Below are 22,056 nucleotides of genomic sequence, written 5' to 3' on the forward strand. Positions count from 1 at the left end.
TCCGTCGTTCGACGGGCCAACGCGCGCTTGCTGTCACCATACGCGGCGCGGGTGTTCGACAGCCCCTTTTGGGAAACCTGCTTTGCCATGACTGCCTGGAACTCGGGACAAAAAAGGCGGCGCCACGCGAGACGGGAGACGCCGCCAAAGGTCCGGCCGGGGAGAAACGGCCGGAATGGAAGGGGGAGTTAGAAGCTCGGAGCGAACCGCTCGTCGGCGGTCTCCAGCGTCAGCTCGTCGGCCGACACGGCATAGACGGGCCGCTCTTCGACGGCCGCGTTCCGCGCGGCGTCCGAGGCCAGGAAGCGATCGAGCGTCACCAGCGTATCGCGAAACACCGTCCAGGCCGCCTGATCGACCAAGCCAAGATCGGACCAGGCGCGATCGAGCACGAGGTTCACGCCGCCGTCGCTCGACACATGTCCGTAAAGCGCCTCCGCCGGCGCGTCCGGCCAGGTGCGGACGAAGGGTACGGCGTCGCGCATGATGGCGATCACCTTGGCGGACTGGTCGCGGCCGGGCAAAATCCAGTCCGCATCGAGCGGAACGCCCTCCCCGATCCAGCGCCGGTTGACGCCATAGACCGAACAGGCAGCCTGATAGGCGGCGAGGATCGGCCAGGTCATGGACTTCAACGCCGCAAGCTGGTCGGCCGTCACGTTCAGAACGGCACTTCCATGCTCATCAGCATCCTGCGACGGTTCTCCCGCCGTGCCGCCAGCCGCCACATCTTCAGGGGGCTCGCTCCTGGCTGGCTCCTGCGTATCGCGCACCCCAGAAACATCGTCAGGTCCGGCCGAAGAGTTCGAACTCTCGGCGTCCGCTGCGCCAGCATCGTGGAACGTGGCATCCGCCGTCCTGTCCCGATCCGAAGCGGAAGGGTCAGCCGAAGCGGGAACCTCGGCATCCGCTTCCGTCGCGCCTTTGCTGTCGTCTTCCGCATCGCCCTGCCCGTCCTGCCCCTTCTCCGCCTTCACCGCGTCGATCTTTTCCTGAATCGTCTCGATGCCCCACCGGCCATCGACATCGATGCCGAGACCTTCGGCCTCCTTCACCAGGTCGGCCTTCGTCGCCTTCGCCATGCTCACTCCGTCATGCCGTCGTTGAAGTCCTTGCCGATCGCGGAGCGCATGACCTCCACGGGCTTTTCGTGACTGGCGATCTCCGCCAGCACCTGGTCGAGCTGCCGCTGTGCGGTGCGGCTCTTCCAATCGTTGTCGGCCGCGACGAACACAGCCGAGACGCAGGGCAACCAGACGGGCGCCTTGCCCATGTGCAGGAGCGAGCCGGCGGCCCAGACGCGCGCTTCGGGAATGCCGAGCGCCAGCGTCGTTCCGTCTTCGGTGCCTTCGCAAAGGACGAGCGGCCCCGCCTCGCTCGCCGTGTCGTGCGGCAGACCAGTCGGCCCGCAGCTCACCGCGATCACGCTGCCGGCAGCCTCGCCGAACATGAGCTTGGCCTCTTTCACCGGAGCCTTTCGCGGCTCCACGGGATCGAGGAAGGTGCAATGCACGGCCGTCACCACCCCGGTCGGCGAGCGAAAACCCGAGACGACAGCGGGAAACTTCGGGCCAGGCGCGACCTTGCAGAGCCTGCCCCCGCGCCGTTCCCAGGTGGCGCCGCGCCACCATTCGAGCGCCGGATGCACCCGGAACGTCACGCGATCGAGATTTTCGATCTGGTCGAGCGGGGTGCCGCGTCCTTCGGCGAAATAGCGACGGCCGAGCGCGGCCGCCGGCGTGTCGTCCAGGATCGATCCCGCGCCGTCCCAAAGCCGCAGCACAGCCTTGCGCTTCTCCAGCGCCTTGGCCTCGGCCGCCTTCGCCGCCTGCGCGCGCCGCGCCTCCTGCTCGGCGCGGAAGTCCACGCGCTGGCGCGCCGTCATGGCGCGCAGACCCAGAAACTCGCGCGCCCAATCCATCGCTTGGCGGAAGTCGAGCCGCTGCGTGTATTCAATCAGGCGGATCACATCGCCCTTGTCGCCCGAGCGGTAGTCCACCCATGCGCCGGCATCGCCATTGAGCGGCACCTTGAAGGTCGGGTCTTTCGGGTGGTCGATCGCGTCGCCCGTCACCGGATTATGCGCGACCCAGAAGCGGCCTTGCTGCCGGCCATCCGGCAGGAGGCGCGCGCAAAGCTCGCCGATCCGATCCTTCAGCGCCTGCTTGATCTCGTCGCGATCGCCGCGCATCACGCAGCCCTCGCGCGATCGGCGCCGATCGCCGTGCGCGCCTCGATGGCGCGGCCCGCGTCGTTGGGATCGACGGTCGCCAGCCGGCAAGCCTCGCAGCACTCGGCGCAGACATAGAATGTGCGGACGCAGCCCAGAGCCGGGGAATGTTCGGTCTGCGCCCGCACACGGGAGCCGGGTTCTACCGGTCCCAGGCAGATCACGCAGCGGTGCGGCGCTCGCGTGACCACCATCTTGTTTTGAAAAATCTCGACACCCTGGTCGCGATCGCCGCCGAACAGTTCGAAGGCGAGAATGTCGCGATCAAAGGCGTCGATCTGGACCGGGCGCGCCATCAAACTTCACCCCGCAGCAGCCGCTCCAGCTCGTCCATGTCGCGGTCGAGTTGCGGATCGTCGTGGCGGGCATCTTCCACCGCGCCCATGGCAAGGCTCACTGCCGCCGGCGTCACGCCGAGCGCGCGGGCGAGTTCCGATTGCGGAAGGTCGAGGCCCTGATTGACGAGCGCGATCGCGCGCTGCCGCAGCCGCGCCGCCCGCAGCCAGGCCGCGTCGGACGTGGCGCGCCGGGCGGGATCGTGGCGTAGCACGTCGCCAGTCGCGACGCCCTCGCGCGCGCAGATCAGCGCCAGCGCAGCGTGAAAGGTCGCCACGACCAGGCGGCTCATGTCATCGTGTGCCGACTGGATGCGGGTGAGCCGAGCAAGCGCGGTGCGCAGCTTGCCTAGCGTGACAGGTCGGGGTGAAGACTCGCCAGCGATCGCGCGTCGGTAGCCGCTTGCCGCCATCCCGGCAGTAGCCGCCAATTGCTCGATCGAAAGACCGGCCGCGATCCGTTTGGCTTCAATCGCGAACAGGGGCGAGGCTGCGTTCATTCAACACGCTCTTGCTTTGGAGAAATTCGCGGACGGCATCGACCGTCAGGGGCCGCTCGCCGGGCATCGTTTCGAGGAAGATGCGCCCGCCCGACCACCGCGCGTCGATGATGCCGACGCCCGCCACACGGCAGCGCCGCCATTCGGAATTCACCGTCTCGATCACATCGGCCATGAGCGCCTCCGGTTCGGAGAAGCGCCCCGACAGGCCATCGACCACGACGACGCAGAGAAGAGCCGGCGCATCGCTCATGCAGCCACCGCCTGGCAAAGCGCGATCAGCAGCAATCCGCCAAGCCCGCCCCAGAACAGAGCGAACACAGACCCTACAAGCGCCCGACCGCACAGCACCAAGGCGGCGATCGCGCTGGTGAGCATCGTCACGGCAAGAAGAGCGGCGAGCCAGAAGCCCCAGACCGGCAGGATCATGACGGCTCGAACTCCTCGGCCGCGACCGGATCGCGATCCGCGTTCACCGTCAGAACCCCGATCGGCTCGCCATCGGCGGCACGGTCCAGCTCGAAGCGAAACGGCACCAGCTCTTCAACCGGGCGGCCGAGATGCGCGGCCGCGCGCCGAAGCACGAGCCCGGCCAAGCCATCGAAACTGAAGACGAGCCGCTGGCTCACAAGGGCTCTCCCTTGTTCGTGGAGCCTGAGCCGTCCACGCTCACACGGTGTCCGACAGAGGAATCAGTGACGTGGAAGACAGCAGCAAGCGGATAGAGGCGCTGGAGGAGAGCCTTGAGAAAATGCGGGGGAAGCTGGACCTGATGCAGGGCAGCCTCTTCGCGTGCCAGTTCCTCCTCCTGCATGTGCGCGGCGGCTTCGACGCCACGCCAAAGGATTTGGAGGAAACACTGGCCATCCTTGCGGCGCAGGACGGCATCAACACGACACAGCTTTATGCCTTTGTCGAAGTCATCAAGCAGATCAAGGGACATGCCATGCTGAAGGAGATCGACTCGAGCGATCCTATCAACTGAGGATTCTGTGTCGCTCATCGCCTATCTCCCCGGTTTCGGATGCGGGCGGTCGAGCGTTCGATCGCTCTCCAGCTCCTGAATAAAAGATTCCTGCCGAGGGCGGTGGCGCGCCGCGATTGCGCGCGCAGCCAGTTCCCGGCGGATCGAAAGAGTGTCGGCATCCAGCGCCTCCGCATGGGCGTCCGCCTTCTCGGCGGCCTGGTCGAGCGCCAGCGCCACGGGCGCGGCCGCCTGGTCGAGCGCGTCGCAAGCCTGTTGCAGGAGACGCGCCCACTTGCCGGACACGTCGGTCATTTCATGAGCGCGCTTGTGCAGGCGTAGAAGATAGCTGGCCGGAACGCCGGTCAGCTTCTCCACGCGATGGCGCACCGCATCGTCCGTGTCGCCCGGCCCGCGATAGAGCGCCTTATGCAGGCGCGCCGCGTTCCGCTTGGCTTCGGCCACGGCCGGTTCGAGGGAGGGATCGAGCGCGATGATCACGGCGTCGGCCACGGACAGGAAGAGGCCGAGGGCGGACGCAATTCGGTCGGACATGCAGAAGTCTCCGCGTCAGATTGGGACACGGAAGACGGAGACCCGGACTGATGATCGGAAGCGGACAGGTAGAAGTCGGAAGCGGATACCTGTCCGCGCGTCGCCGAGATGATGCGCGCCATGATCTTCGGTCGCGGAATTCGCAGACCGTTTGCATATCGCGTCACGGAAGCTTGAGTGACGCCGATCTCAATGGCGAACACATCCTGCTTGATGCGGTTAGTTCGGAGATACTCAATCAGCGTCATGCGCCAACGAAATCCGAAATGGTATATGTCGTCAAGCCTCGAAAACCGATTTGGGTTATGAGACTGGAGCTAAAAATTATACCATTTCGGAATGAGCTATCTTCGTGACCTTCGCAAAGCGGCCGGCTTGCATCAGGCAGAACTCGCCGACCTCGCTGGAACAAGCCAAGCCCAAATCGGTCGCCTCGAAAAGGGCGAACGAAAACTGACGATCGAATGGGCGGAGAGAATTGCTCCGCATCTCAACACAACTGCAAGAAATCTCATGTTTCCACCCGACCTTGCACAACTAGCGCCAGTGGTTGGATTCGTGGGAGCAGGAATGGAAGTATTCTGGGAACGTGATGGCGAGCCCGAATTCGTTGTCGTTCCGCCCGGCATCACAGTACCCGTTGAGGTCGTAACGGTGCGCGGAGACAGCATGTACCCAATCTATCGAAACGGGGATCGCCTTATATTCGAGACGGTCGCTCGAAAGCTAGAAGACGTCGTCGGGAAAGAGTGTGTGGTGGAGCTCTCTGACGGTCGCAAGTTGGTTAAGACTTTGCGACAGGTCGGAAACGAGATCATTCTCGAAAGCTGGAACTCACCCCCGATAACCAATGTGGTTATTCGAATGGCCTATCCCATCCGCTGGATCGAGCGTTTTTAGAAAACCATATTGACGTATATTCCATTCCGGTATTTTCTCGTTGGGCATCCAACTGGAGAAACCGCATGACTATGGGTCTCAATCACCTAGAAGCGCTATGCACCTACAGCGTCACGAATTCGGCGCGCCAGAATCCAGTCAGGGGCGACGCGTGATGACCGTCGCACTTAACAAAATAGCGCCACTTTGCGCCGAGACCGCACTTAACAAAGTAGCGCCACTTTCGAACGATCTCACACTCGCGATCGAGGACATCGCATCGGCGATGGGCCTCACCGCGCGCGCCTTAATGCGCAAGCACAAGCGCCTATCCAAAGATCACGGTTTCCCGCCGCCACTACCCGGCGGCGTCTGGCGCTGGAGCCGCGCCGCGTTCGAGGCGTGGGTTCGGGCGAACGGTGTGCCGGCACAGGAAGACGAAGATCGAGTTGCCAACTCCGCGGCCAATGATCGGTCGTCGCGTCTTGTGAGCGAGCAGAACAAGAGCCTGCGCGCCCGCTATGGCGCGGCTTGATGAGGAACGCCTTCGAAGGAAGCCGGAAGCCATGAAGAAGCCGGGCGCTCCAAAGATCCCCAATGTCGCATGGCGCGACGGGCGCCCGCGCTTCGTGCCGGGCGAGCCGATCCGCAAGCTCGGCTTCAAGGGCGAGAGCCTGATCCATCCCGACGGGACATGGTTCACCGCCGGCGAGGCGCTGGACTGGTCGAACCGTAAGGCCGAAGAGATCGCGGCCAAACGCGCCGAACTGGTGAAAGCCGCGAACCGCAAGCGGCCGAAGGGGGCCAAGCCCCTTCGCCACGCGCCCGTCATCTATAGCCTCGCCGATCTGTTCGAGGACTGGAAGCGGTCGCCGCGCTGGGTCGGCGGCGAGGCGATCGGCAAACGGCAGGTGAAGCAGCTCGCCGAGAATACGCGCAACAACTACCGCTGGAAGATGGCCGTCATCGAGCAGCACGATCATGAGCTGTTCCATGCGGCCGTCGATGCGCTGGACGGAACGATCCTCTTCGGCCTCTACGAAGACCTATGGGCCGAGCGCGGCCTCTCGACCGCGCGTGGCTGCATCGCCACCATTTCCAGCGCCATCTCCTGGGGCATGAAGCGCGGCAAGGTCCGGCTCGCGACCAATCCCGCGCAAGACTTGGGAATGCAAATGCCCGAGATCGTGGTGCGCTTCGGCGAACGCGAAGAGATCGCCGCCCTCGTCGCGGCGGCCGACGCGATGGGTCGCCCCGAGATTGGCGACATGATCACGCTCGGCGTCTGGACCGGCCAACGCCAGAACGACCGCCTCGCCTTGGTCGAGGAAACCAGCGAACTCTCACGCGGCCGCCGCATGTTCCGCCAGCACAAGACGGGTGCCCTCGTCTCCGTCCTCGAATCGCCCGAGCTACGCGACCGCCTCGCCGCCGCGCGCCGCCGGCGCAAGAAAACCGGGATCGAGAACCCTCGCGTCATCATGGACGAACGCCAGTGGCTCCCATGGAACGACGATCACTACCGCCACACCTACGCCGAGGTTCGCGCCCTCGCCGCGGCGGGACTGAAGGTCGGCGAGACAGTGAGCGAGGCGCTGAAGCGAGGGACCGAGCCGAAGAGAAAGGGCCAGGTGGACAATACCGTCACGACGCTCTGGAAGCTGAAGCCCTGCCCGTCCGTGGTGACGCTCCACGATCGTCATTTCCGTGCGACGGCGGTCGTCTGGATGGCGCTCGGCGGTGCCACCATTCCAGAGATCATCAGCGTCACGGGCCACACTCCAGCGTCTGCAACAACTATTCTTCGCCATTACCTTGCTAGACATCCGGAAATGGCCGACGCTGCGATTGGCAAGATGATCGCTTGGTTCAAAACCGAGCATAATTGAAAATTGATACGCCAGTCGGAGCAACTAATGGGAACGAGCACACCGCACCATGATTCTGCTGCGGGCACATTTGAGGCTCTATATTCGCCGATAATGGAGGCTCTACATGACAAGCGCTACAAGATTGCCCAAATTGAGGATTCCGGCCATTTAATGACGTCTTACGGTCTACTTCACCAGAGATTAGCTCGCGACATCGAGAGAACGATAAATCTCTTGAAGGATTATGGGGATAAAAGATCAAAAGAAGATCACATGGAGGCACCTAGAGCAAACCCTTTAGATTTGCTTGACTCTTTTCAGAATTGCACGTACAGAGCAGCAGAATTATTTGAGTTTTACGAGAAGGATTTAATCCTCTACATGGGGATCAAGAAATCCGGTAGAAATCTGCCAGCCGTAGAAAATTTTCAAACAAAAATAAGGCAGTACTCAAAAATTTGGAAAATAATATGCAATAAGTGCAAACACAACCATTCTTTCCTTGTGCCGATTGAGGGGTATTATAGCTCCGGCGAAAGAGTTTTAGGTTTTACTCTTTTTACTAGGAAGGACGACCAAATAGGCCCCAACAAGACCCTACACAAAGAAGCCGATGTATTTTCTTACAATATGGTTCTAAGGTCATTGCTTGCAGATGTGATGGCCAGCGACATGGAATCAGCTGAATTGATCAGAGCTGTATCAGTTGAGAACGGCTCAGAGAAGCTAAAAACTGCCAGCAACGGCTTGCCTTATATAAGCGTCCTGAAAAAAATATATAAGCTACCTCGTCTCTCATTTCCAAGGGAATCGAATTGTCCATACAGAGACATTCAATTGGTTGATCAAGAGAAGGTAGGAATTTCACTTGTACCAACCGCCTTTCAAGGTCAGGCGCCCTGTCGATTACAGATAGTTTTGAATTTCTATGGAGAAAAAATCAAGTTTATACTACCTTATGGTACCGAAGTTGGCGATCTTGGTTTCAGCACCGATTCAGATAAGCCTAATCCATATTTCGTCCGTGTTGTTTTCAATGACCATTATGTGTTTTGAGGCGACAAAGCTGGGTGAGAGGGTGAAAGCTCACGTAGTTTAAAGCACTGAATTTGCTTTTCCCACCACAGATTCGTAATGATGGGGTCAGGTGTTCGAGTCACCTAAGCGGCACCAGCCTTTTCAAGGCTTTACGCTCTCCACCGCAGAACATCATGAGAACAGGTGAGAGGGTGAGAAATCTCACTTAAGCCTCTCACCTTTTGGCTCTCACCTCCGGGTCAGCGAGCGCCTTTCAGTCCCGATCAGAGATCCGCGCGGGACACCGCATTCACCGCCCCCACACTGACGGTCGGCGGCATCGCCATGTGCTTGCGCGCGAAGACGAAGTCGAGGTCCATGCCGGCCCCATGCAGGCCGAAGGCCAACGGGAGGTCATTCGTCAGCGGATTGTCGGTGTTGGCCGACACCTTGCCGAGCGAGACGCCGGCGTCGGACAGAACTTCCCAGTCCTTCGAATCGGACCGAAGCGTCGCGCGATAGCGATGATAGGCCCCCATCGTCGGGAGGCTTCCCAGCACCACGTCTTCCGAGCCCCAAGGCCAGCCGCCAGACGGGGCATAGGCGTTCTGATGGCGAACGTCCTTGCTGTTGGCTGAGACGAACAGGAAGTGCGCCGGCGGCGCGTTGGACGGGAACGGCCGATTGCCAGAAAGATGGATCGGCGACACCTCCGCATAGCCCGAATCATGGAAGGCCAGGAGCTTGGCCCGCGCTTCCACCACGATGTTGTCGCCCGGCTTATAGGCCGAGGTCATCATGAAGTAGTTGCCGGGGTTGCTGCTCTGCGTTTCCTCGAAGCGCAGCGCGCCGTTCTCGATGTGCTGGCGCGCCTGCCCCTGATAGTTCGGTGTCCACTTCGACGCGTCCCAGACCGTACCGAACTCGGCATAGCCGATGTTCTCGGTGCCGCCGAGGGCGTTGTACAGGAGGCGCATCACGCCATCGCCGATGTCATAGATGCAGGGGCGGTAGAGCTTCACCGCGTCCCAAGCGCCGGCGATGCGATCGAACATCAGATCGCTCGCCTTCAGCGCCCAGGTCACGCCGTCCGTGCTGGTCGTGCGACCCATGCGCGAGATGCCGTCCGCGTCGAAGGCGTTGTAAGCCATCTCGTAGGTGCCATCCGCCATGATGCGGATCGACATGCCGCCAAGGCCGCCGGCCATCCACGAGATCAAATCCTTGACGGCCGAGTGCATGACCAGCGGCTGGCTGCGGCGCGTGAACGGCCCGGCGAACGAGTCGGCCGTGGCAAGCAGCATGTTCCGGGGCTCGTTGGCGACGGCTTCGTTGCCCGAATAGTAGAGCTTGACCTTGCCGTCCTTTGGGTCGCCGAACCAGCACGGGCAGTCGATGCGCGAGCCTTCAGCCTCGGAGCCGTTCGGCGCGAGCAGGACACCCACCTTCGTCCAGGGGCCGAGCGGCTTGTCGGCGTCGGCCGTGGCGTAGAGGATTTTCCAGTTCGCCCCGTTGGTCCGCCCGGCATAGGCCATATGCAGCTTGCCGCCCTCTTCGAAGACGGATGGCTTGATGGCGAAGTGCATGTCGTCGGGACCACCTGCGGCGAGGATCGGGTCCGGCGACTTGTCCACCCAGGTCCGGCCGTCCCAGGACGCGGCGTCCTTGTCGGCTTCCATATAACCGATCCCGCCGCCATTGCCGTTGGCGCCGAAGTAGAAGGCGCCCCAGCGCGGACGCGACGAGGACGGTTTGATCACCATGGGATCGCCCGCGATATCGGCGCGCCAAGTCGTCGGTACGGCCTTCACGATCGGGTTCACCACGACTTCGCGCATCCAGCCCGGTGTTCCCTTGAAGTCGTCGCCGAACTCCATGGTCGTGTCGATGCGGGACTTTGCCGCCGCGTCGGTCTTGCCCGAGTAGAGATAGATCGTCTTGGTCTGGCCCGCAGGAAGGTTCGCCTTGACCCAGACGCGGGCGGTCTTGGCCGAAGCGTCGAACGTCTCGATCCAGTAAGGCAACGCCGTCGCGCGGTCGCTATCGAGGAAGCGCAGCCCATTGCCGGCGGCATCGACGCCAACAAAGTCGAAATTGTTGGCATCGAGAAGAACCAGGCTCTGATAGCCCGTCGCTGCCGCGCCCGCCGTGTTGGCGATCGTGACGGCGCGTTCCTGCGTCCAGTTGGTGGAAACGGGCACGCTCCCCCCTGCTGCACTGTTCTGCCGCACCTGCACGATGCCCGTTGCGGCGTTCGAGGCCTTCACGACCGAGGATACAATCATCTTCATGGACGACGGCGTATCGCGAACCGCACACACACAGTCGATCACATCGCCGACATTGAGGTCCGCATATTGGAGAGCGCCGTTGAAATAGCCATCGGCAGCGATCTCAGCCGCGCTGTCGCCGGTGGAATAGACATAGAAACTGGTCCGCTCGCGGTTGCCGCGATCGCTTGTCGCGACACGCGACAACGCATTCAGCTTGAACGCCATGGGTGGTCTACCTTGTTGGGAGTTGGGGGAGCTTCACGGGCCGACACGCGACTCGGAACTGTGGCCGGGTCAGTTGGCCGGCGTGCGAGGCGATGGCAGGCGACGGCTATCCATGCGCTCCAGAATTTCGCGCATGACGCGGATGTCGGAGGTCAGGCTATTCACCGTGCCTTCGAGCTTGCCGATCGCTTCCTTGGTCGAGGAAATGCTTTCGTCGGCGCGCGCGACGCGGAACGTCAGCTCGTCCAGGCGACGAAGCTGCGCGTCGATCCCGGCGAACCGCTGCTCGTTGCGACCGGCGAGTTCCGCCAGTTCGTTGGCTCGCTTGTCGTGAAAGGCCTCGTGCGCGGCCTTGAACTCTTCCAGCCGCTCTATTTTGTAGCCTGTGGTGAAGAAGGTCGAGGCGGCCGCAAAAGCCACCGCCCCGACCGCGATCACCGTCTGTACGTTCCAGTTCTGTGTGAGCCAGCTCACGACGCCGGTTCTCCTGCCTGCCTGCTTGTTGAGGGGTTCGGCGTCGTAGAGGGCCATGGCGTCACCTCATGCCGCAGCCTGGTCGAGATCGAGCACGGCCGAGAGGGTCGAGCGGCGATGCTGGGCGTAGACGCCCCAGGCCATGCCGCCGATCGCGACGGCCGAGCCGGCGAGTGTCAGGCCGAAGAGGACGTGATCGACCAGACCGGACAGGCCGGCAAAGGGAAGCACCTGCTGGCGGGCGGCCTCGATCGCGACGGCGAGGCCGCCGCCGGCGGCGCCGATCGTCGGCGTCGCGATCGGCGCGGGCGGAAGCGCCGCGTCGGCGACGACCGCCTTCGCTTCCATGCCGGGCACATAGGACAGGTTCGCGTCGGCCGGGACCGAGCCGTCCGCCCAATCCTGCCCGGCGTCGCCCACCTGATCGACACGAGCGCGCCAGCCTTTGCCGAACGTGGCATAGGTCTTCAGCGCCTTCAGGAAGGCTAGGCGAAGGTCGCAGATGCGCGCGATCAGCGCGTCCACGTCGCTGATCTTCTCCACGGCCGCAAGCGTCCCGTTGCCGGGAATGCCGTCGATCTTTCCGAGGTAGAGGCCGAGCGCCTGAAGCGCGCGCTGGAGCCACTTCACCGATTGCGCGGGGCCGGAATGCACCGCGCCGTCGAACACGACATAGTCGAGCCCGATCGGGAGCTGATCGAAACAGACGGCGCGGCCGTACTGATCGGCGTAGATCGTCTCCAGCTCGGCCGTCGAGATCAAGCGGACGGAGACCTTCGGCAGTCCGGAGCGCTCGCGGAAGGCGTCATAGACGCGCTGCGTCACGCCCTTCATCGTCGCCCCGCCGGGGTCTTTGGGATGGTTGGCGTAGCCGCCCTCGTGCACGAGGATGCGGGCGAGAGCGGGGCTGTAATTGGCTGCGACCATGGCGACGGCTCCAGTGCGGGAGCCGTCAGAGTAAGGGGGCTGTCAGCCCCTCAAGTGCGGCCTCAGCCGATCTTGCGAACGTGCAGCAAATTGCGGGAACCAGATTCGGTCGAGGTCGCGACATTGCCGGGGTTCACGGTGAACTGCATCGTGTCGCCGGCATTCATCCAGCGCACCAGCGAAAGGTTCATGCGGCCGGGCGATCCGCCGTTACGCCAGCATTCCGTGATCGCCGCCGTCTCGTTGCCATTGTACTTGGCGAACAGGAAGGACTTCGTATCCGCACCGGGATTGGAGTTCAGATTGATCGAGGCGGCAAACATGTAGACGCCAGCCTCTGGAGCCCGCCAGATGCCATCGGCCATGCTGTTGCCGGGATTGTCCTGCTGGACGATGGAGCCCCAGAGGATTAACCGTTCCGTGTCGGCAGAGAGCGAGACGCCGCCGGCATGGGAGAACGTGCCGCCCCGAGGCGTTCCCCTCGCTGATGGGTACAGGGACTTTCCGCTGTTGTTGATGATCGGGGTGTTGACCTGCTGGAACACCTGATCGGCTTCGTTGAGCACGACATTCTGGGCGTCGGCTGCGATGAGGTAGCCCGTCTGGAAGCCGGCCAACAGGTTGCGGCCGATGCTGAGGCGCCGGATCGCCATCTCGCCGAGCTTGTCCTCGATATACATGGCAGTGTTACCGCCGTTGCCGCGAAGGACGTTGTGGCTGATGTCGGTTTCCCCGACGCTGTTCAGGCTGACGCCGACGCTGGTGTCGCTCGCCTGAATGAAAAACAGGTTCCCCTGAATGAGGCTATGATGAACCCGCGCCAGAGCGACGCAGCACCGGCGCGCGTTGATATGGCTGTTGACGAGGCCGAGATGGCTTTCGGCCGTCGCGGACGCATCCCAATAGACGCCGTAGTCGGTGGCGACGAAGACAGCGTTGTTGATCTGGATGCCTTCGACATAGGAGCCGGCCTGCACGGCCGCCGCGCCATAGGTCACCCCGCAATTGTTCAGAAGATGCTCGACGGGATCGCGGCCCGATCCGGACGAGCGGATCGAAAAGCCGGTTCCCTTGCTGGGATCGGCGACGGCGTTGAAGACCTGCACCGTGTCGAAGCGAGACAAGCTGACATCGAGAAGATCGATGGCCGTGGTCCAATAGGTGTCGGCTGCGTCGCCGCGCAGGCGGACATTCTCGAATGTCGTCGGCTCCATCGGTCGCCCGCCTACGGTGCGGCCGTTGATGCTGAAGGCGACACCACCGCTGGGCTGCGTCGTCACGAGGCTTAGATCGCTCAGATGGGCGACGCCTGCCATTCCGTCGAACCACCAACCATCGTCGGGATAGGTCAGGTGAACGCCCCCATCCGCCTTTGTGAAGACGAGCCGCGTCACGTCGGGACCGGCGCCGCTCAGCCTGACGCCGCCCTTCTGAAGCGTCTTGTCCACCTTGCTGTCGAGATGCCAGGTGCCCGCAGGAATGACGATCTCGCCGCCCCCGCTGGCGCTGGCCGTGTCGATCGCCGCGCGCAAGGCGCTCGCGTTCTCCGATGCAGACGACTTGGTCGCGGGAACCGCGCCGTAGCGCGTCACCTGAAGATGCTCGACACCGGCGCGCACCCAACAGCCAAGACCGGCACTGACGGTAGAAGACGCCACATACTGCGCTTGTCGCGGGTCCGCCGCGACGCGGGCGGCATAATCGCCCTCGCGCCACAGCCACATGCCTTCCCGCCCCGCCTCGGCAAGATAAAGGGCGATGCCGCTGCCCGTGGGGCTCCCAGCCAGATCGGAGCGTGTCGCGACCGTCACCGCCCCGCCGCCACCCAAATCGGGAAGGAGGGCCTTGGACAACTTTCCGTTGGCGCCAAGCCCCACATAGCCGTTGGCTCTGTTCTTGTTCGCAATCTGTTCGCTAGCCTCAAGGGCTTCCTTCAGACCGGCAATGTCCGAAATTCCGAGGTCTCCCCCCGACGAGCCGCCGCCGAAATGGTCGCCCGACAGCGCCCGATCAGCATCGCGCCGCAGTTCCTGCAACACCGTACCGATCGCCGTCAGCTCGCGCTCCAGGGCATTGCCGACGACCACGCCACCGCGCAAAACGTCGATGGCGCGCTCATGCAAGCGCCGCCCTTGCAGCACAGCCTTGTCGCCATTTCGAAGCGCTGCGGCGAAGGTCGCGGTGAAATAATCGAAGGGCTGACCAGCGACCTTCTGGATGGTGACGGCCTCGGGCGCATAGGCTTTGCCCGCGCGGCTCACCTCGGCGATCACGTCCTCTGCATCCCAGATGCGAAAGGCGAAAGGCCCATAGGTCGATCGCCCGTCACCGGCGATCGGGGCAGTCTCGCGCGTTTGGCGGGGCAGCGGATAGGGATTGGTCATGGCGGGGCTCCGAAGCGACCCCGCCAGAATGGTTGCTACGAACGCCCCTTAACTGCCCGCCGAACCCGAAGCGATCCGCGCGCACGACGGTTAAGCCTCTTGCCTTCTCACATGCGTATGTCACCGTCACACACGATCTCGGCTTTGGAGATTGCCGCGCCTGTGACCACAACCATCACCATCCGAATTGACGAAACCGTCAAAAAGAATGCGTCCGAAGCTCTGGAGGCGATGGGCCTGACCTTATCCAACGCGGTGAACATCTTCCTGACCCGCGTGGCGCATGAGCGCGCGATCCCGTTCGACATTCGCGTTCCCAATGCGGTGACCCGCGCGGCGATGGCAGAGGCGGACGAGATCGCATCGCGTCACTCACGCGGCGGGGAACGCGGATGACAATCGATGTCATTCCATTCGGGCACCGGAAATTTTTGGTCCAGCTCTTCAAAGTGGCCAACATCCCAGACCGCATTCAGTTTGGCCGATATTATGAGGCCGTCTGCGAAATCGTTTCGGCAGACGGAAGGACGACTTTGGAAGAGTGCGTTGCCCATAGACCCAGCGACAGGCTGAACGTCGTAGGAGGTCGCACCACTGACTGGTTGGTCCTGCTGGTCAAAACTGATCTGGCCCTTTCGCAATTTTCCGGCATCGATATTCGAGTCGTCCAATACCGATCGGAAGTCAGCGAGCAGCAGGCGGCGCTCGATTATCAATGCGTGCCCTAAGCGACCTCTTCGCTGTCTTTTGCTGCGGATCACGCCCGGATGGGCTATATCGCCGACATGAGCCTGATCGCCAACGAACGAACCAAACTAACGGCCAACTGGCTGAACGCGATGGCCTCCGGTATCATCGTGACGGGAGCCATTGCGCCGGCCATAGCGGCCGTGTTGGGGGTGACCAGCGTTGCAGGCTGGATCATCGCGCTGTCTTCCTGCGTTTGGCTTTTCTCTGGTCTGGCATTACATTTCGTAGCAAGACGCATTTTGGGAAGGCTTGAGCCATGACGCTCTTCGAATTCTTCGCCCTCTTCGCCATGCCCGCCATCGTCTTCGGCCTTGGCTATGGCGTGTATCGCGTGACGAATCACACCGCTCATCGGTAACCCCGATCTAGTCCTTTGGCTCGGGCGGCGCGGCAATACGCGGCCCGCGCGACGGCAAAGCCTGACCAGGCGCCCACCAATATTCCTGACCAGTCCGCCCTTTCAGGCCACTCGCCTTCGACTTGAAGCTCTTGTCCGCCACGGGATCGGTGAGCCACTGGAGCTGATCAAGGAAGAGCCGACGATAGGCTCCGCGTGTCGCCCAGTTCGATGCGAGAACAGGCGTATAGCGTCCCGCGAAGTCCACCGCTTTGCGCCCTGGATTGACCTTCTGGCCCGTCGCCGCCTGGACAGGCAGGCCCACGGCAAGCCCGGCCGCGTCCGATAGGAAGCTCCAGCCAGGCCCGAGCACGGTATCAGCGACGCCACCGCCGAAGCGGTTCGAAGACGAGTTGATGAAGTCGCCGAAGAGGCCGAAGCCGCCGCCCGTCATCGTGGCTTTGAACCAGAAGCTCGGCGTGGTCATGTCTTCCATGTCCTTGCCGTCGAGCATCGCACGAATTTGCGTCGCCATGGCGCCGCCCAACGTCAGCGATATGAGCATGGCCGCCGCATAGCCCGCCGCCGCTTGCTTGCCGCCCGTCTGCATGGCGGTGATCCGCTGCAAGGCTTCGAGCTGGAGCGTCGTGAATGACAGGCCGAAACTCTTGAACTGAAGCGCGAAGTTGGCGAACTCGCCGAGGAACGTGCCGCGCGTGACGCCGCCGGTCACGAAGGATCGGGCGTTCGGTGTCCCGCCCGGAGCCGATCGTTCCGACCAGGCGGCCGTCAGCTCGGCCAGCTTCTCGGCGACTTCACGATGACGCAGCGCCTTTTGCTCCGCCGCCAGTTCGGCGTCCACCAGCGGGCCGTCTGGTCCCGGCTGGAGATAGCGGACCTCGCCGCCGCCGTTCGCGATCGACATGGGCGTGACGAAGCCGGCGGGATCGACGCTGGCGCGCATGATCTCCCAATCCGCCGCGTCGATGCCGAAGCCTTCCATAGTGACGCGCAGGCGCTCGGGCAGCGCCGCGAAGTCCGACGAGGCATGATCGGCAAGGGTCGCCTGCCAGGCGCGCGCCTCCACCAGCTTCCGACCCGTGGTCAGCGGCTTTAGACCGCTCAGCATCATCGAGCGATCCACCAGATATTGCGACCAGGTGTGGCCAAGCATCGGGCCGACATAGCGCGCTTCGCCCTCGATGGTGTGAAGATAATCGTCCCATAAGACGCCGGCGCGCTGGATTTCTTCCCGGTTCGATGCCTTCAGCATCTGAAGCATGGAGCCCATGTCCTTCAGGATCGGGAGGCCCGCGAGGCGGCGAGCCGCCTGTGCAAGGAACGGATCGGTCAGAGCGGCCGTGACGCCGGCGCCGCCCAGGAGCGCCGCGTTCATCAGGTTCTTGACGGTGCCGGTCGCCGTCGCAATGCCGCTCGCCGCCGACGACGCGCCGCGAAGGTCGCTCCAGAGGGCACGGACGCGCCATTCAGCGAAGGCACCCGGTTCCAAGCCGCGCGCCCATTTCGCTCGATCGCCGGCGAGCCGCGCCATCGATACGCGACCTAGATCGCCCTTGGCGATCTCGACGCGAATGTTCTGCGTCATCCATTGGACCATCGCGCTCGGATTCGGGCCGAGGACTTCGAGCGCGGCGATGTCGCTCGACATGCCGTTGATGTGGCGGAAGATCGCCTGCACAGGATCGCCGTTCCCGAAGGTCTGGTTATAGGTCATCCAGTCATCGGCCGACTTGAACGTCAGGAAGCGATGGTCCTGCCGCTGCGTGGCGAGCGAGCCGGCACCCATGGACTTCATCTGTGGCGCATGGTGCGCCCATCCACTCGTCATGATGCTGTCGAAGACGTGGTCGAGCGCTTTATCGAGACCGGCGACACCGACCGGCTCGGCCGTCAGTGGGTGCAACATGCGGTCGGGATCGACCAGCGGCCGGATGAACTTCTTCCACTCTTCGCGCCCTGCCTGACGGATGGCGAGGGCGTTATGCGAGTGCGGCAAGCCGAAGCCGTCCAGCTTCGGGATCGCGCCGCCGGCAGCATTGAAGCGATTTCGTAGATCCTCGAACACGCCGGCGATGTCAGATGCAAAACGCGCGGCCGTCGCGTCGCCCGCCGCCTCGCCGTGCAGCTCGCGGACGATGTCGCGCACGAGGCCGGCGCTCGCCGATCGGCGTCCGGTGACAAGGCTGCGGCTGGTCGCCGTCATCACGTCCGTCAGCTTGCCATGCGCCATGGACAGGATCGCTTCCGTCCGGCCGCGCACACTCTCGCCGCCGGCATAGCCATAGTGCGACAGGACTTGCACGGCCGCCTCATACACGTCCGCCCGCCCCTGTTCGTCGCGATAGCCGAGGATGCGATCCTTCAGCCGCACCCGCGCCTTTTCCGTCAGCACGGCGCGCCGCTTCTTTTCGATCGCCTGCGCGCGTAGCTCGCGCGCCAACTCATCCTTCGCCGCCTGAGCCGCCGCGTCGTCGCCGAGCTGGAGACGCTTCTGGGCGAACTTGCCATCGAAGTCGCGCAGGAGGCTATCAGCCTCATCGCGCGTCATCTCGCCGGTCTCCACATACCCGCTCAAACAATCTTGGAATGCCATATCAAACTCCGCAGAAGGTGACGGCGTCGGAGAGGTATCCGTCGCGTTCGGCTTGGCTCAACAGCTCGCGGCCGGTGGTGTATCGTGTTGCGCCTTCCGCATCGGTCCCGTTCGGGATCGCATCCCAAAGCGAGACCTGCCCTTCCGCCTCTGCTGCCTGGAACAGGCTCGGCTCTTCCGGCATAGCACCCGCCGCCGCCTCGGCCTCGCGTGTGGCCGGCTCGGCGACGCGCGCGGGCGCGAGCTGCGGCGTCGGCGCTTCGAGAAGCGCCGGCAGTCCGTCGCGCTCGATGGCGCGTTGAACGTCCGCGATGAAGGCCCTCGCCTCGCGGGTCGCATTGGAACCCCCCGCAAATCGCCGTGCAGCCTCCGTGAGCGCGTCCGAGACCGGGCCGCGTGTTCGGGCCATCCGTTCGATGATCGCGCCCACGGTGTCCGCTGTGACCGCACGAACGGCATTCCCTTCGAGGTCGAGCGCGTTGCCCGCCTCTTGGATCACATCGGCACGATCGCCGAGCATCGCGAACAGCCGCTTGTCCTGCCGCAACACCTTCACGGCCGCGTCGAGCACCTTCACGCGCTCGCCCAGGAGCGACTTCGCCAGGTCGAACGAGCCGAACATATCGGTCTGCGTTTCGTGCCGGACGCCGCTCGCCATGATTTCCTCGATCAGGGAGCGCGCGACGCGGTCGGTTTCCGGATCGAACTTGGCGAGATCGGCGATCGCCGCCGCGTGCATCGCGGGATCGGGCACCAGCTCGCCGATCAGCGCGGCATGGTTCTGATCGATCACGCCGTTGACGGCCATGCCCCAGGCGTCGTCGGACAGCCGGGCCAGTGCCGTCGCCTTGCGCATCATGGCGCCCGACATCGGCAAGCCATCGTCCAGAAGGTCGGGTCTATCGCGCATCACGCGCGCCGCGTCGATCGCCTCGCCCGATCCTTCCTGCATGTTCTTCTTGGCCGCCAGCGCCCGCACGTCTTCGGCCGTCCAGCCGTCCGCCTCGCGGAACAGATAGCCGTCGAGCCGGACATTGGCGTCGCCCTCGCCTTGCAGACGTTTAGCGAGGCCGAGGCGCTGGTGTCCGTCCGCGACGAAGCGTTGCCCGTCCTTGCGCTCATGCACCATGACCTTGCCCGACGCGGTCGCGTCCCAGCGCTTCACCCCGCGCAGGCGATCGGTTACGCCGGCCTCGTCGCCGCCGCCCTTGTACTGGTAGGCGACGGCGTCGGTATCGAGGGATCGCGGGTCGAACCGCTCGAAGGCCACCGGCCTGCCCTGCACTTCCACCCGTTCGGCCGATGGCGCAGCTTCCGACAGGACGATGTTTTCCGAAGGATCGCGCGGGGCTTTGATGACCGGCCCCGCCGGCATGGGCTCGCCGCGCTCGATCGCGCGCGTCGCGGCATTGCGCATCGCGCCGGCCTCGTCGTCGGTGAGGCCGGGCAGCGAGCCGAAGGCCGCATCGTCGAGCGTGTGCTGATCCGCCGCGACGCGCGCGGTGCGCAGCTCGGCCGGGTCGAGATCGACGCCGAGGCGGCGCGCCACATCCTCGAAATCGCCGGCCTTGGCCTCGCCCGTCGCCAGCCGCTCGATCGCCTCGATGCCGGCACGATCCGTCACCTTGAGCGCCGCCGCTACCTCACGGCCGCCCTGGACGAGACCACCGAACGCGCCGCCGAAGAGACCGGCCAAGCCGACCTGCTTCAGTGCCGGCACGATCCCGCTTTCAAGACCGTTCTCGGCGCGCCATTGCTGCGCCCGGCTTTGAACGGCCGCTTCCACACCGCCATTGATGACAGCTTCCGTCAGCACGGTTTGACCGATGCGGCCGACGACGCCCTTCGCCACGCCGGCACCACCGCCCAGAAACAGGGTCGCGACCTGGAGCGGATCGCGCAGGGAGCCCCGCGCGGCGCCGACGAATGTCGCCGCAAGGCGCGACACGCCAGACAGGTCTTCCGCCGCTTTCGCCGCGTTCTTCTGGCGCTGTTCCGCCCCTGTCACGACCAGGCGCGTTTCGGCATCGAAGTCGGGATCGAAGAGCTGCGCCTGGTCGGGACGCTGTTGGCTCAGCTCGGCGAGCTTGGCGCGGAAGTCCGCCATCTCGCGATCGGCCGCATCGCGGAGCGTCGCGCGGCCACCCAACACATCAGGACCAGCACCGAAATCCGCGACCACGGACCCTTTGCGCAGCTCCATGGGGTTGCGGAGCTGGACACCCGTCACCTCATGGATGCGTGCGATCCGCCGGCGATAAGCTTCGATCTGCGCGTCTTCCCGCGCGAACGTGTTGTCGGCGAAGCGTTGGGCCTCGTCGTTCGCCGAATAGAGTTCGACCATCCGATCGCGCGTCTCGTCGTTCCAGAGATCGCCGATCAGGTTGGCTTCCTGCCGCATTAGCATGACGCCAGGCAGGTATTCGAGAGGGCCGAGGCCACCCTCGGACGGGCTGGCGAACGTGACTTTCTTGCCGGTGGATTCGTAGTCGGGCGCGAAATCGAAGAGGCTCATCGGAACGCCCCCGGCACACGAGCCTCAAGGAGCGGGCGCATCGCCTCGATCGCGAGCACAAAAGGGCGACCATCCGAACCGCTGATCCATTGCGGATCATCCGATGTCGGATCGCCGATTGCGAACTGATACCCGCCTTTGACCGCCACGGGTTTGGCCGCCTTCAGGTCGGCCGCGCTGTAGGGCTTCCCGTTCTCCCGAACCGCCGGCGCGGAGAAGAACGGCTTACCAACCCGCGAACGCTCGCCGTCCTTTGGCAAGAGATCGCTGTCGCGGATCGCGTCAATCACATCGTCAAACCGATCCACGCGGATCGAGGGCGGCACGACGACCTCCGGATGATCGGCGAACATGCCCCAGGCACCGCCACGGGAAACCTTGGTGATGCCCCCATACTGCACGTCGCCCTCGAAGACCGCGCCGGACGCTTCCTGCAAGGCGCGCTCGAACACGGGAACGGCTGCGTCGCTCTTGGGATCGATGCCGGTTTTCTCCAGACGGGTTTTAGCGATCGCTTCAGCCGTTGCGATCGCGCGCGTTCCGAAGGCGGGCGCGCCGGCATAGGCCCCGCCGAACGTCTGCTGAACGACGAATGCCCGCCGCTTGTCATCAAGGATGGCAGGGCGTGCTTTCCCATCAGCGCCTTTGCCATAGCCTTCGATCACGTCAGCGGCGGCCTTAGGCGATCCGCCGCCGGCGAGGATGATGCCGGCTTGCGCCACAGCGGGGGCGTTGTCGTGAAGCTCGCTCAGAACGGCACCCACGCGCGGCCCCGCACCACGCACGATGCCGGCTGCGAGCGTCGCCGCGCTGGCGGGGTTTTGCTCGACCATAGCGCGGATCGCGTCGGCCTCACCGGGCTTGAGATATTTGGGCGTCACTCCGAAATGTTCGGCCGCCAGCTCGGCGCGCTCGACGCGCAGCTTCACGCGCCCGCTCAAGTCGTCGGCGGATTGCGCATCCATGAGCGAGCCCTCTTCGGGCGGCAAGAGACCCTTGCGCTCAGCGAGCCCGACCGGGTTTTCCTTCGCCTGCGACTTCATCCGCTCCAGCTCGGCGCGCGCGAAATCCGCCGTGCCGTTCGACACGGCCGAGGCGTCGCGCTCCAGGCCGAGCACATAGGTTTCGGCCTCGCTCAAGGGCTTGTCGCGGAGGATGCGCGCGGCGCTGACCTTCTCCATGGTTTCATTGACGATGGCCGCGCCC

General features: G+C 63.8%; 23 protein-coding genes. 8 read left to right on the plus strand and 15 right to left on the minus strand.

The genetic code is table 11. The annotated features are described in order from the left end of the window. Positions 1-188: 188 nt before the first annotated feature. Genes AUL36_RS15630 through AUL36_RS15660 form a run of 7 tightly spaced genes read right to left on the minus strand, consistent with a single transcriptional unit; the run spans position 189 to position 3,694 of the window. The gene (locus AUL36_RS15630; RefSeq protein WP_062222233.1) at positions 189-1,082 is read right to left on the minus strand and encodes a hypothetical protein; all 894 of its coding nucleotides are present in this window, start codon (positions 1,080-1,082) and stop codon (positions 189-191) included. A gap of 2 nt (positions 1,083-1,084) precedes the next feature. Next, positions 1,085-2,191: a DUF7146 domain-containing protein gene (locus tag AUL36_RS15635; RefSeq protein ID WP_062222235.1), complete on the minus strand. Its 1,107-nt coding sequence runs from the start codon at positions 2,189-2,191 to the stop codon at positions 1,085-1,087. Beyond that, on the minus strand, positions 2,191-2,526 hold the full coding sequence (locus AUL36_RS15640; protein ID WP_062222236.1) for a hypothetical protein: 336 nt from the start codon (positions 2,524-2,526) through the stop codon (positions 2,191-2,193). The genes AUL36_RS15635 and AUL36_RS15640 overlap by 1 nt, the downstream gene beginning before the upstream one ends. After that, positions 2,526-3,065, minus strand: coding sequence for a helix-turn-helix domain-containing protein (locus AUL36_RS23330; RefSeq protein WP_082655878.1), 540 nt, complete (start codon positions 3,063-3,065; stop codon positions 2,526-2,528). Before AUL36_RS23330 ends, AUL36_RS15640 begins: the two co-directional genes overlap by 1 nt. After that, a complete protein-coding gene (locus tag AUL36_RS15650; protein WP_062222241.1) occupies positions 3,034-3,318 on the minus strand; it encodes a hypothetical protein in 285 nt (94 codons plus the stop codon). Before AUL36_RS15650 ends, AUL36_RS23330 begins: the two co-directional genes overlap by 32 nt. Further along, entirely contained in the window at positions 3,315-3,494 is a 180-nt protein-coding gene (locus tag AUL36_RS15655; protein WP_062222243.1) for a hypothetical protein, read from the minus strand. The genes AUL36_RS15650 and AUL36_RS15655 overlap by 4 nt, the downstream gene beginning before the upstream one ends. Continuing rightward, the gene (locus AUL36_RS15660; protein ID WP_062222245.1) at positions 3,491-3,694 is read right to left on the minus strand and encodes a hypothetical protein; all 204 of its coding nucleotides are present in this window, start codon (positions 3,692-3,694) and stop codon (positions 3,491-3,493) included. The genes AUL36_RS15655 and AUL36_RS15660 overlap by 4 nt, the downstream gene beginning before the upstream one ends. A 71-nt stretch (positions 3,695-3,765) precedes the next feature. Here AUL36_RS15660 and AUL36_RS15665 point away from each other — a divergent pair, with 71 nt between their 5' ends. Then, complete coding sequence (locus tag AUL36_RS15665) at positions 3,766-4,050, plus strand: hypothetical protein (RefSeq protein ID WP_156418414.1); 285 nt, start codon at positions 3,766-3,768, stop codon at positions 4,048-4,050. A gap of 21 nt (positions 4,051-4,071) precedes the next feature. Here AUL36_RS15665 and AUL36_RS15670 read toward each other — a convergent pair whose 3' ends face one another. Further along, on the minus strand, positions 4,072-4,584 hold the full coding sequence (locus tag AUL36_RS15670; protein ID WP_062222251.1) for a hypothetical protein: 513 nt from the start codon (positions 4,582-4,584) through the stop codon (positions 4,072-4,074). A 339-nt stretch (positions 4,585-4,923) separates the two neighbouring features. On the opposite strand from AUL36_RS15670, the gene AUL36_RS24265 reads away from it, so the two are divergent. From AUL36_RS24265 to AUL36_RS23865, 4 genes are all read left to right on the plus strand, one after another. After that, positions 4,924-5,484 (plus strand): XRE family transcriptional regulator, encoded by a 561-nt coding sequence (locus AUL36_RS24265; RefSeq protein ID WP_192843847.1) that lies wholly within the window; start codon positions 4,924-4,926, stop codon positions 5,482-5,484. A gap of 154 nt (positions 5,485-5,638) precedes the next feature. Then, complete coding sequence (locus AUL36_RS15680; protein WP_156418415.1) at positions 5,639-5,998, plus strand: hypothetical protein; 360 nt, start codon at positions 5,639-5,641, stop codon at positions 5,996-5,998. A gap of 31 nt (positions 5,999-6,029) precedes the next feature. Next, positions 6,030-7,352, plus strand: a complete 1,323-nt coding sequence (locus AUL36_RS15685; RefSeq protein WP_156418416.1) for a hypothetical protein — start codon at positions 6,030-6,032, stop codon at positions 7,350-7,352. Positions 7,353-7,379: 27 nt separating this feature from the next. Next, positions 7,380-8,390: a hypothetical protein gene (locus AUL36_RS23865; RefSeq protein ID WP_156418417.1), complete on the plus strand. Its 1,011-nt coding sequence runs from the start codon at positions 7,380-7,382 to the stop codon at positions 8,388-8,390. 245 nt (positions 8,391-8,635) lie between these two features. Here the strand turns inward: AUL36_RS23865 and AUL36_RS15690 are convergent, their stop codons facing one another. The 4 genes from AUL36_RS15690 to AUL36_RS15705 form a co-directional block, all read right to left on the minus strand. Continuing rightward, on the minus strand, positions 8,636-10,849 hold the full coding sequence (locus AUL36_RS15690) for a DUF2341 domain-containing protein (RefSeq protein WP_062222258.1): 2,214 nt from the start codon (positions 10,847-10,849) through the stop codon (positions 8,636-8,638). A gap of 69 nt (positions 10,850-10,918) precedes the next feature. Continuing rightward, positions 10,919-11,380: a hypothetical protein gene (locus AUL36_RS15695; protein ID WP_062222260.1), complete on the minus strand. Its 462-nt coding sequence runs from the start codon at positions 11,378-11,380 to the stop codon at positions 10,919-10,921. A gap of 9 nt (positions 11,381-11,389) precedes the next feature. Beyond that, positions 11,390-12,250 carry a glycoside hydrolase family 108 protein gene (locus AUL36_RS15700; protein WP_062222262.1) on the minus strand — a complete coding sequence of 287 codons (861 nt, stop codon included), beginning with the start codon at positions 12,248-12,250 and terminating at the stop codon, positions 11,390-11,392. Between the two features lie 62 nt (positions 12,251-12,312). Then, complete coding sequence (locus AUL36_RS15705) at positions 12,313-14,634, minus strand: hypothetical protein (RefSeq protein ID WP_062222264.1); 2,322 nt, start codon at positions 14,632-14,634, stop codon at positions 12,313-12,315. 144 nt (positions 14,635-14,778) lie between these two features. Here AUL36_RS15705 and AUL36_RS15710 point away from each other — a divergent pair, with 144 nt between their 5' ends. Genes AUL36_RS15710 through AUL36_RS23870 form a run of 3 tightly spaced genes read left to right on the plus strand, consistent with a single transcriptional unit; the run spans position 14,779 to position 15,644 of the window. Next, positions 14,779-15,030 (plus strand): type II toxin-antitoxin system RelB/DinJ family antitoxin, encoded by a 252-nt coding sequence (locus tag AUL36_RS15710; RefSeq protein WP_244497143.1) that lies wholly within the window; start codon positions 14,779-14,781, stop codon positions 15,028-15,030. Continuing rightward, a complete protein-coding gene (locus AUL36_RS15715; RefSeq protein WP_062222266.1) occupies positions 15,027-15,362 on the plus strand; it encodes a hypothetical protein in 336 nt (111 codons plus the stop codon). Before AUL36_RS15710 ends, AUL36_RS15715 begins: the two co-directional genes overlap by 4 nt. Before the next feature lie 39 nt (positions 15,363-15,401). After that, positions 15,402-15,644, plus strand: coding sequence for a hypothetical protein (locus AUL36_RS23870; RefSeq protein WP_156418418.1), 243 nt, complete (start codon positions 15,402-15,404; stop codon positions 15,642-15,644). 105 nt (positions 15,645-15,749) lie between these two features. Here AUL36_RS23870 and AUL36_RS15720 read toward each other — a convergent pair whose 3' ends face one another. The 3 genes from AUL36_RS15720 to AUL36_RS15730 form a co-directional block, all read right to left on the minus strand. Then, positions 15,750-18,317, minus strand: coding sequence for a hypothetical protein (locus AUL36_RS15720; protein ID WP_210168866.1), 2,568 nt, complete (start codon positions 18,315-18,317; stop codon positions 15,750-15,752). Positions 18,318-18,336: 19 nt separating this feature from the next. Continuing rightward, positions 18,337-20,850, minus strand: a complete 2,514-nt coding sequence (locus AUL36_RS15725; protein ID WP_062222269.1) for a hypothetical protein — start codon at positions 20,848-20,850, stop codon at positions 18,337-18,339. Then, on the minus strand, positions 20,847-22,056 hold a 1,210-nt coding region (locus AUL36_RS15730; RefSeq protein ID WP_210168867.1), incomplete at its 5' end, for a hypothetical protein. The genes AUL36_RS15725 and AUL36_RS15730, both read right to left, overlap by 4 nt.

Source organism: Aureimonas sp. D3 (assembly GCF_001463805.1).
In the GTDB taxonomy this organism is placed as follows: Bacteria; Pseudomonadota; Alphaproteobacteria; order Rhizobiales; family Rhizobiaceae; genus Aureimonas; species Aureimonas ureilytica_A.

Coding starts and splice junctions, on each gene's coding strand:
- AUL36_RS15630 (WP_062222233.1), bottom strand. CDS start 1,082: ATGGCGAAGGCGACGAAGGCCGACCTGGTGAAGGAGGCCGAAGGTCTC.
- AUL36_RS15635 (WP_062222235.1), bottom strand. CDS start 2,191: ATGCGCGGCGATCGCGACGAGATCAAGCAGGCGCTGAAGGATCGGATC.
- AUL36_RS15640 (WP_062222236.1), bottom strand. CDS start 2,526: ATGGCGCGCCCGGTCCAGATCGACGCCTTTGATCGCGACATTCTCGCC.
- AUL36_RS23330 (WP_082655878.1), bottom strand. CDS start 3,065: ATGAACGCAGCCTCGCCCCTGTTCGCGATTGAAGCCAAACGGATCGCG.
- AUL36_RS15650 (WP_062222241.1), bottom strand. CDS start 3,318: ATGAGCGATGCGCCGGCTCTTCTCTGCGTCGTCGTGGTCGATGGCCTG.
- AUL36_RS15655 (WP_062222243.1), bottom strand. CDS start 3,494: ATGATCCTGCCGGTCTGGGGCTTCTGGCTCGCCGCTCTTCTTGCCGTG.
- AUL36_RS15670 (WP_062222251.1), bottom strand. CDS start 4,584: ATGTCCGACCGAATTGCGTCCGCCCTCGGCCTCTTCCTGTCCGTGGCC.
- AUL36_RS24265 (WP_192843847.1), top strand. CDS start 4,924: ATGAGCTATCTTCGTGACCTTCGCAAAGCGGCCGGCTTGCATCAGGCA.
- AUL36_RS15680 (WP_156418415.1), top strand. CDS start 5,639: ATGACCGTCGCACTTAACAAAATAGCGCCACTTTGCGCCGAGACCGCA.
- AUL36_RS15685 (WP_156418416.1), top strand. CDS start 6,030: ATGAAGAAGCCGGGCGCTCCAAAGATCCCCAATGTCGCATGGCGCGAC.
- AUL36_RS23865 (WP_156418417.1), top strand. CDS start 7,380: ATGGGAACGAGCACACCGCACCATGATTCTGCTGCGGGCACATTTGAG.
- AUL36_RS15690 (WP_062222258.1), bottom strand. CDS start 10,849: ATGGCGTTCAAGCTGAATGCGTTGTCGCGTGTCGCGACAAGCGATCGC.
- AUL36_RS15695 (WP_062222260.1), bottom strand. CDS start 11,380: ATGGCCCTCTACGACGCCGAACCCCTCAACAAGCAGGCAGGCAGGAGA.
- AUL36_RS15700 (WP_062222262.1), bottom strand. CDS start 12,250: ATGGTCGCAGCCAATTACAGCCCCGCTCTCGCCCGCATCCTCGTGCAC.
- AUL36_RS15705 (WP_062222264.1), bottom strand. CDS start 14,634: ATGACCAATCCCTATCCGCTGCCCCGCCAAACGCGCGAGACTGCCCCG.
- AUL36_RS15715 (WP_062222266.1), top strand. CDS start 15,027: ATGACAATCGATGTCATTCCATTCGGGCACCGGAAATTTTTGGTCCAG.
- AUL36_RS23870 (WP_156418418.1), top strand. CDS start 15,402: ATGGGCTATATCGCCGACATGAGCCTGATCGCCAACGAACGAACCAAA.
- AUL36_RS15725 (WP_062222269.1), bottom strand. CDS start 20,850: ATGAGCCTCTTCGATTTCGCGCCCGACTACGAATCCACCGGCAAGAAA.